Below are 6,742 nucleotides of genomic sequence, written 5' to 3'. Positions count from 1 at the left end.
TTTGCTTGCCTCTGAACGGTTACATTCTCTGGAATGTTTGTTGTAGCGATACAACGTGCAGTGCTTTCGCACTGCTGCAACTTTCGTTGCTTCAATTTAGAAAATAGAAAATTTTGTTTTCTCGATTGACTCTATATTGCTTTACTTGTATTCAGTTTTCAAGGTGCAAGTTTATTTTACTGCGGCCTTTTTGCGACCGCTTAGATATATTATCACGGGAACAACCCATTGTCAACAACTTTTTATATTTTTTTAAAATTTTCTTTACAAACATAAAAAAAGCCCGATTTTATCAGGCTTTTAGGTAAATATCGTCAGGATCAGATACAATAAAATGTTATTTTCATATAAAAAATTTGCCGCAAAAGTTTGTTCCATAGCTGCAAAAAGTCCCTGAAATTTCGCACTGCATTGGAAAAATGTCAATCCTATAAACCCAATCCATACGAAGAACAGTCCCTTCGCACCGCCCACCAAAAAACCACTGAAACGATTCAAGAAATTCAATACAGGCAATTTGCTGAACAAGTGCAGCGCATGCAGCACCACTGTCACCGCAATATAAATCAGCACGAAAGCCAGCACAACACTTAGTACATTCATACAAACATTGGCCAGAAATCCGGCGATATATTCTTTCAGAGTATCTACATCCAGCAGCTGATAGATGACGGGATTATTATTTTCCAGCAAAGCTTCCTTTAAAAAGTCTGGCAGGGGCATCCCCTCAATGATCTCCGTTTGGGTAGCCATGGCACCTTCCTGAATCGCCGCATCCAGTCCCATAGACTTTTGGATAGAACCGGATAATTTATCGAATAAAAAGGTTTCCCGCAAAAACTTTCCCACAGAAGGACTTACCAATTTTGACCCAATCAACGCCGCCAACATAGGCAAAAACCCCAGCGCCGCCCGAATGAATCCCTTTCGCCACGCTGCTAGGGCGCACCCCAAAATCACCCCTATTACAATGATATCCAATATCAAACTCATTCCGTTCCCTCCTTTTTCTTCTATCTTATTCTATGAAAATAAAAAGAAGAAAGGCGGCATGATAACTCTCTTTCGCCGCCCGTTTTTTTATTCTTCCTCTTCCGCAGATGGTTCATCCAAATTGCTGCTTCCCGCTTCTTCCCCACCTGTTGCAGGGCTTTCCTCTTGCTGCGTATCCTCTGTAGTGCTCTCCCTCTGGGTTGCAGCATCCTCTTTCTTCCCTGTCTCTTTATCCGCTGAGGTATCCTGTTCCCCCGCCGCGGTATTCTCTGCCGGCTTGGTTCCTGTTTCCCCAGCCTGTGCCTTCGTCATATCATAAATAGAAACCTGTTCTTTGCCTACAGCCATCACTCTGTTCAGCTTTTCCATAGGGATCAGATCGCTCATATCAGAGGTAGCCGTATAATTCCAGCTTTCATTGCCGCTATGGGTCACACCAGTGTAGTCACGTTCGTTGCCAATCACAACTCCTTTGTCCCCAGAAAACAGATACGTTACGCTTTCTCCTGTTTCAAAGGAAGCCCTTTCCTGACCGCTGCCATCCAGCCAGCAAACCGTCCCCTTGTCTCTGCCATCTTTATTTGCCACACTGTCACCCAAAGCCAAGACAATATATTCCTTGTTGCCCAGAGCCGCCTGGTCAATGGTATTTTCCAGGGGATAGTTCCATAATTCAGAGCCATCAGAGCCAATCCCATAAACTCCAGTGTCGGAAATCACCGCCAATGCACCGTTTTTGCGATAGCTTATCACGGGAATGATCTCGTCTGTCTTTTCCACAGCAGCAAACATACTGTCTGTAAAATCTTCACTATCCTCTGCGGCAATATAAAACAGAAGCACACGGCCAATGGGAGAAATATCTGTCGTATCCAGATAGCTGACCGCAAATACACGGCTGTCATCGGACACATCCGACGACAGCGGATAGATTCCGCTGCTTTCTTCCACCCTTTCCTTCAAAAGCGTTCCCTTTGCGTTGTAAATGCGGATGCGATAGGCATTCTCGCTCTTTGTAATCAAAGAAAGATATCCGCTTTCATTCAGGGCAAACTGTACCGGGGAGCCTTCTGCCTGCAGGTCATAGAGCATACCGTCTCTGTTATAGACCCGAATCACCTTGCCGCCCATATCGCCAACGGCCATATAGTTTCCTTCCTGTATCAGCGTAGGAGAGGACATATTGAAGGTATCACTCCATTTCTGGTCGCCCATAGAAGTGAAATATTTCACGCCATCCTTTGTGCAGAGCAGAAATTCCTTTCCAAAAACCGCCATGGATGCCTTGCTGCTGATATCCACCGCCATGCTCTCCGCAGGAGCTGTCTCCTCAGATTGGACAGCTTCTGTCTGCTTTCTCTGGTTCAGGAAAGACTGAAACATTCCCTTTCCATAGAAGGTATCAATGTAGATTCCCCCCGCCGCCAGGCAAACCACCGCCAATATGCAGACCAGTACTGTCAGGCTTTTGTTGCTTATATTTAATTTTCTCCGGGGATTTCTTCTGCCCATGGCTGCCTCCGTTTATTCCTTCAAGTTTCTTTCCACCAGAAACTTTGCTCTGTCGTAGTCTTCCTTTTTTACATAAATGAGATATTCCGTCTGATGGTCAATGGCATTATCAGTATCATCGGAGGTCATTCTGCCGCCCACAAAAAAATCTGTACGATCCGAAACACGCATTTCATAGGAAATGTCAAATTTCCAGAGAATATCCCGCACTTCTGCCTGTTTTTTCATATCAAATGTACAAAGCAGTTCTTTTCTGTTCCATACTGTAATCATCATTGTCACTCCTTCGTTCTCACCCAAGAATATCTTTTTCTATCATACTATACTCCTGTTCCTTTTGCAAATCCGCCCTGTCGCAATTTTTATAAAAAAGATGCGAAAAAACACCCTGCAGATCCGCTTTTTTCGCGATTTTCAAGGTGTTTGGTAAACATTCTTACATTTCTCTTAAATGTTCATACAGTGCAATATATTTTTCCGCAGAATTTTCCCAGGAATAATCGCACAGCATAGCATTTTTCACCACATGAGCCCATTCCTCCTTGCCCATATGATAAGTGCGCAGAGCTTCATCTACTGCCCAAAGCAGCCCGCAGCCATCGTAATGTTCAAATAAAAAGCCATTGCCCTGTTTCGTTTCCGGATTATAATGATGGATCGTATCCGCCAAGCCGCCGGTTTTCCGAACAATAGGCACGGTGCCAAAACGCAGGCTGAACATCTGCCCCAGACCACAGGGTTCAAATTTGGAAGGCATCAGGAACAAATCTGCAGATGCATAAATCTGCTGTGCCAACGCTTCATCAAAGAAAATGTTGGAGGAAACTCTGCCGGGATAGCTGTTCTGCATATTGCGGAAGGCATGCTCATAATGGCCTTCCCCGGTGCCCAGCAATACAAACTGTACGTCTCTTCTCATGATTTCATCCAGAACAGGCACCAGGATATCTACGCCCTTCTGATCCGCCAGGCGGGTAATCATGGCGATCACGGGAACATCTCTCTGTTCCAGGCCCAGTCTTTCCTGCAGGGCCCGCTTATTTTCCGCCTTTCCTTCAGGATGCTCCGCACTGAAATGCTTTACAATATACCGATCTGTTTCCGGATTATTTGCCGCAAAATCAATCCCATTGATGATGCCGCAAAGCTGATGGCTTCTGCTTCTTAAAATGCCATCCATGCCATAGCCATATTCCGGCGTCTGAATCTCCCATGCATAAGTTTCACTGACAGTGCTGATGAAATCCGCATAAACCAGCCCCATCTTCATATAGCTTACAGAATCATAAAATTCCACATTGTTGTATACCCAGCCGGGCACTCCCAGCATCCCCATAGTATCCGGAGAAAATCTGCCCTGATACTGCAGGTTATGGATGGTAAACAATGTTTTGATTTTGGAATACTGCACAACCTTGCTGTAAATTTCTTTCAGATACATGCAAAGAGGGCCTGTCTGCCAGTCGTTGCAATGGATGATATCCGGATAGAAATCCAGCATTGCCAGCATATCCAGCACCGCCTTGCTAAAGAAAGCAAAGCGTTCATTATCATCACCAAAGCCATACAGACCGCCGCGGCCAAAATAATAATCATTTTCAATAAAATATACGGGTACCTCACCGGGCTTCACAAGAATCTTTGCTCTCTGCTTGCGCCACTGCAAATAAACATCGAATTCCCCTGCGAGTTCCACATCATACATTGTTTCATTTTTGATTGCTCTATGTCGAGGGATCACCACGCGGACATCCACGCCTTTTGCGCGGAGTGCCTTTGGCAGAGAACCAACAACATCACCCAATCCGCCGCTTTTGATAAAAGGCGCCGATTCGGAGGCAACCAGAAGTACCTTCAAACCTTTTTCCATAATTTATCACCTCATTCATATCATACAATGAAAATTATCTCACAGCAAGAAAAAATCTCTCAATTTTTTATAAAGATTCAATTTTTCTTCAAAAAAAGGCAGCATTCTTCTTCCGCATTTCCACCTTTATATCTTTTCCCAAAAGTGTTATACTAATAATTAAATTCAGAAAACAAAGCATACAATATCCAAAATTGAGATAGAAAAGAGGTATGAACCATGAATCATTCTATTCCTGAAAGAAAGGATACCGATCCCCGTTTCCACTGGCATATCGAGGATTATTTCAAAACAGATGCCGACTGGGAAGCTGCCTATGCCGCGCTGGAATCCAGTATTCCCGAAATCACAGCCTTTTCCGGCAAGCTGGCAGATTCTGCGGAGACTCTGCTTTCCTGCCTGCGGAAAAACGAAGAACTGTCCTTAAAACTGGACCATGTTTACACCTATGCTGCCATGCGGATGCATGAAGACAGCGCCAACGCCTTCTATCAGGGCATGGCATCCCGGGCGGAAATGCTGCTGATCCGCTATTCTTCAGCTATTTCTTTCCTGACTCCTGAAATCATTGCCATTCCTGAAGAAAAGCTTGCATCCTTCCGAAAAGAAAAATCCGCAGATTTCGCCATCTATGATCATTTCTTCCATACCCTGCTGCGCCAGAAAGCCCATACTCTTTCCCCTGCGGAAGAAAATCTGCTGGCAAAGACGGCGGAACTGGGCGGCGCACCCCAACAGATTTTTACCATGCTGAATGATGCGGATATCCGTTTCCCTGCTGTCAAAAATGCAGAAGGGGAAGAAATGGAACTGACAAAGGGCAGATATGTCACCTTTCTGGAAAATCCTGACCGTTCCATCCGCAAGCAGGCCTTCCAAAACCTGTATTCCGTATATTCCGGTCAGAAAAACACCCTTGCGGCAACCTATTCTTCCTCTGTAAAAAGCGACGTTTTCTTTGCAGAAGCAAGAAACTACAGCTCTGCTATGGAAATGGCTCTCTCCGATGATAATATTCCCCTGTCTGTTTACGATAACCTCATCGATACGGTCAATCAAAATCTGCCTCTGCTGCACCGCTATGTTTCTATCCGCAAAAAGAAATTGGGCGTAGAAGAACTGCATATGTACGATTTATATGTACCTCTGGTGCCCGATGCCGATGTGAAAATCCCTTATGAGGAAGCCAAGAAAACCGTCAAGGAAGCCCTGTCCGTTATGGGTGCAGAATACAGCGCAGCTTTGGAACACGGTATGGAAAGCGGCTGGATTGATGTTTACGAAAACAAAGGCAAACGGGGCGGTGCCTATTCCTGGGGCAGCTATGGGGTGCATCCCTTCGTCCTGTTGAACCACAATGATACCATTAACAGCATGTTCACTCTGGCCCACGAAATGGGCCATGCCCTCCATAGCTTCTTCACCTGGAAAAAGCAGCCTTACCTTTACGCAGACCATAAGATCTTCGTAGCGGAAGTGGCATCCACCTGCAACGAAGCTCTGCTGATGGAGCATCTGCTGAAAACCACAGAAGATAAGACCATGCGGAAATATCTCATCAACTATTTCTTGGAACAATTCCGCGGCACCCTCTTCCGCCAAACCATGTTTGCGGAATTTGAAAAGATCACTCACAGCATGGCAGAAAAAGGGGAACCCCTTACATGGGAAGGCATGAACCAGATTTATCACGACCTGAACGTGAAATATTTCGGAGATGATATCGTCATCGACCCCGAAATCGATATCGAATGGGCACGAATCCCCCATTTCTATAATGCTTTCTATGTCTATCAGTATGCTACAGGTTACAGCGCAGCCATCGCCCTTTCCAGAAAGATTTTGAACGAAGGACAGCCTGCCATCGATGCCTATCTGGATTTTCTGTCCAAGGGTGACAGCGAATATTCCATCGATCTGCTGAAAGGTGCAGGGGTAGATCTTTCCACCGCAGAGCCCATCGAAAAAGCTATGCAGCTGTTTAAAGAACTGCTGGATGAATTTGAATCCTGATAATAACAAAGGGGATATCCTATTACACCAACAATAGGAACCGCTGGCAGATATCCCTTCGCCCAAATTTTCTAAAACGAAAAAGCCTCAGTTTTTAAAACTGAGGCTTTTTCTCTGCGGATAACAGGACTTGAACCTGCACGGGTCACCCCACTGGAACCTAAATCCAGCGCGTCTGCCAATTTCGCCATATCCGCACGAATAAAAATATTTTAGCTTGACCCTTTACAAAAGTCAATACAAAGGGTGAATTTTCAGAATGAAAAAAGCCTGCCACATATGACAGGCTTTTTCTCTGAACCAGGAGGGATTCGAACCCCCGACCCACGGCTTAGAAGGCCGTTGCTCTATCCA

5 protein-coding genes and 1 tRNA gene are annotated in these 6,742 nt (G+C 45.2%); 1 reads left to right on the top strand and 5 read right to left on the bottom strand.

The genetic code is table 11. The features are described 5' to 3' along the window. Positions 1-300: 300 nt before the first annotated feature. The 4 genes from ACI39P_RS07840 to glgA all read right to left on the bottom strand — a co-directional run bounded on the left by ACI39P_RS07840 (position 301) and on the right by glgA (position 4,375). On the bottom strand, positions 301-993 hold the full coding sequence (locus tag ACI39P_RS07840; RefSeq protein ID WP_439720106.1) for a CvpA family protein: 693 nt from the start codon (positions 991-993) through the stop codon (positions 301-303). A gap of 87 nt (positions 994-1,080) precedes the next feature. Beyond that, complete coding sequence (locus ACI39P_RS07835) at positions 1,081-2,505, bottom strand: DUF5711 family protein (RefSeq protein ID WP_439720105.1); 1,425 nt, start codon at positions 2,503-2,505, stop codon at positions 1,081-1,083. Positions 2,506-2,517: 12 nt separating this feature from the next. Beyond that, positions 2,518-2,778 (bottom strand): hypothetical protein, encoded by a 261-nt coding sequence (locus ACI39P_RS07830; protein WP_439720104.1) that lies wholly within the window; start codon positions 2,776-2,778, stop codon positions 2,518-2,520. A 163-nt stretch (positions 2,779-2,941) separates the two neighbouring features. Continuing rightward, positions 2,942-4,375, bottom strand: coding sequence for a glycogen synthase GlgA (gene glgA, locus ACI39P_RS07825; RefSeq protein ID WP_439720103.1), 1,434 nt, complete (start codon positions 4,373-4,375; stop codon positions 2,942-2,944). Between the two features lie 219 nt (positions 4,376-4,594). On the opposite strand from glgA, the gene pepF reads away from it, so the two are divergent. Then, positions 4,595-6,388, top strand: a complete 1,794-nt coding sequence (gene pepF, locus ACI39P_RS07820) for an oligoendopeptidase F (protein ID WP_439720102.1) — start codon at positions 4,595-4,597, stop codon at positions 6,386-6,388. A 115-nt stretch (positions 6,389-6,503) separates the two neighbouring features. Here pepF and ACI39P_RS07815 read toward each other — a convergent pair. After that, positions 6,504-6,585 (bottom strand) — tRNA-Leu (locus ACI39P_RS07815). Positions 6,586-6,742: the final 157 nt, after the last annotated feature.

Origin of the sequence: Anaerotignum sp., from assembly GCF_051877975.1 — a bacterium.
Taxonomy (GTDB): Bacteria; Bacillota; Clostridia; order Lachnospirales; family Anaerotignaceae; genus Anaerotignum_A.
The sequence above is the reverse complement of the archived record's forward strand: the minus strand, read 5'-3'. Positions and strand labels throughout refer to the sequence as shown.

Bases quoted from the DNA above. Each gene is read 5' to 3' on its own strand.
- ACI39P_RS07835 (WP_439720105.1), bottom strand. From the start codon at position 2,505: ATGGGCAGAAGAAATCCCCGGAGAAAATTAAATATAAGCAACAAAAGC.
- ACI39P_RS07840 (WP_439720106.1), bottom strand. From the start codon at position 993: ATGAGTTTGATATTGGATATCATTGTAATAGGGGTGATTTTGGGGTGC.
- glgA (WP_439720103.1), bottom strand. From the start codon at position 4,375: ATGGAAAAAGGTTTGAAGGTACTTCTGGTTGCCTCCGAATCGGCGCCT.
- ACI39P_RS07830 (WP_439720104.1), bottom strand. From the start codon at position 2,778: ATGATTACAGTATGGAACAGAAAAGAACTGCTTTGTACATTTGATATG.
- pepF (WP_439720102.1), top strand. From the start codon at position 4,595: ATGAATCATTCTATTCCTGAAAGAAAGGATACCGATCCCCGTTTCCAC.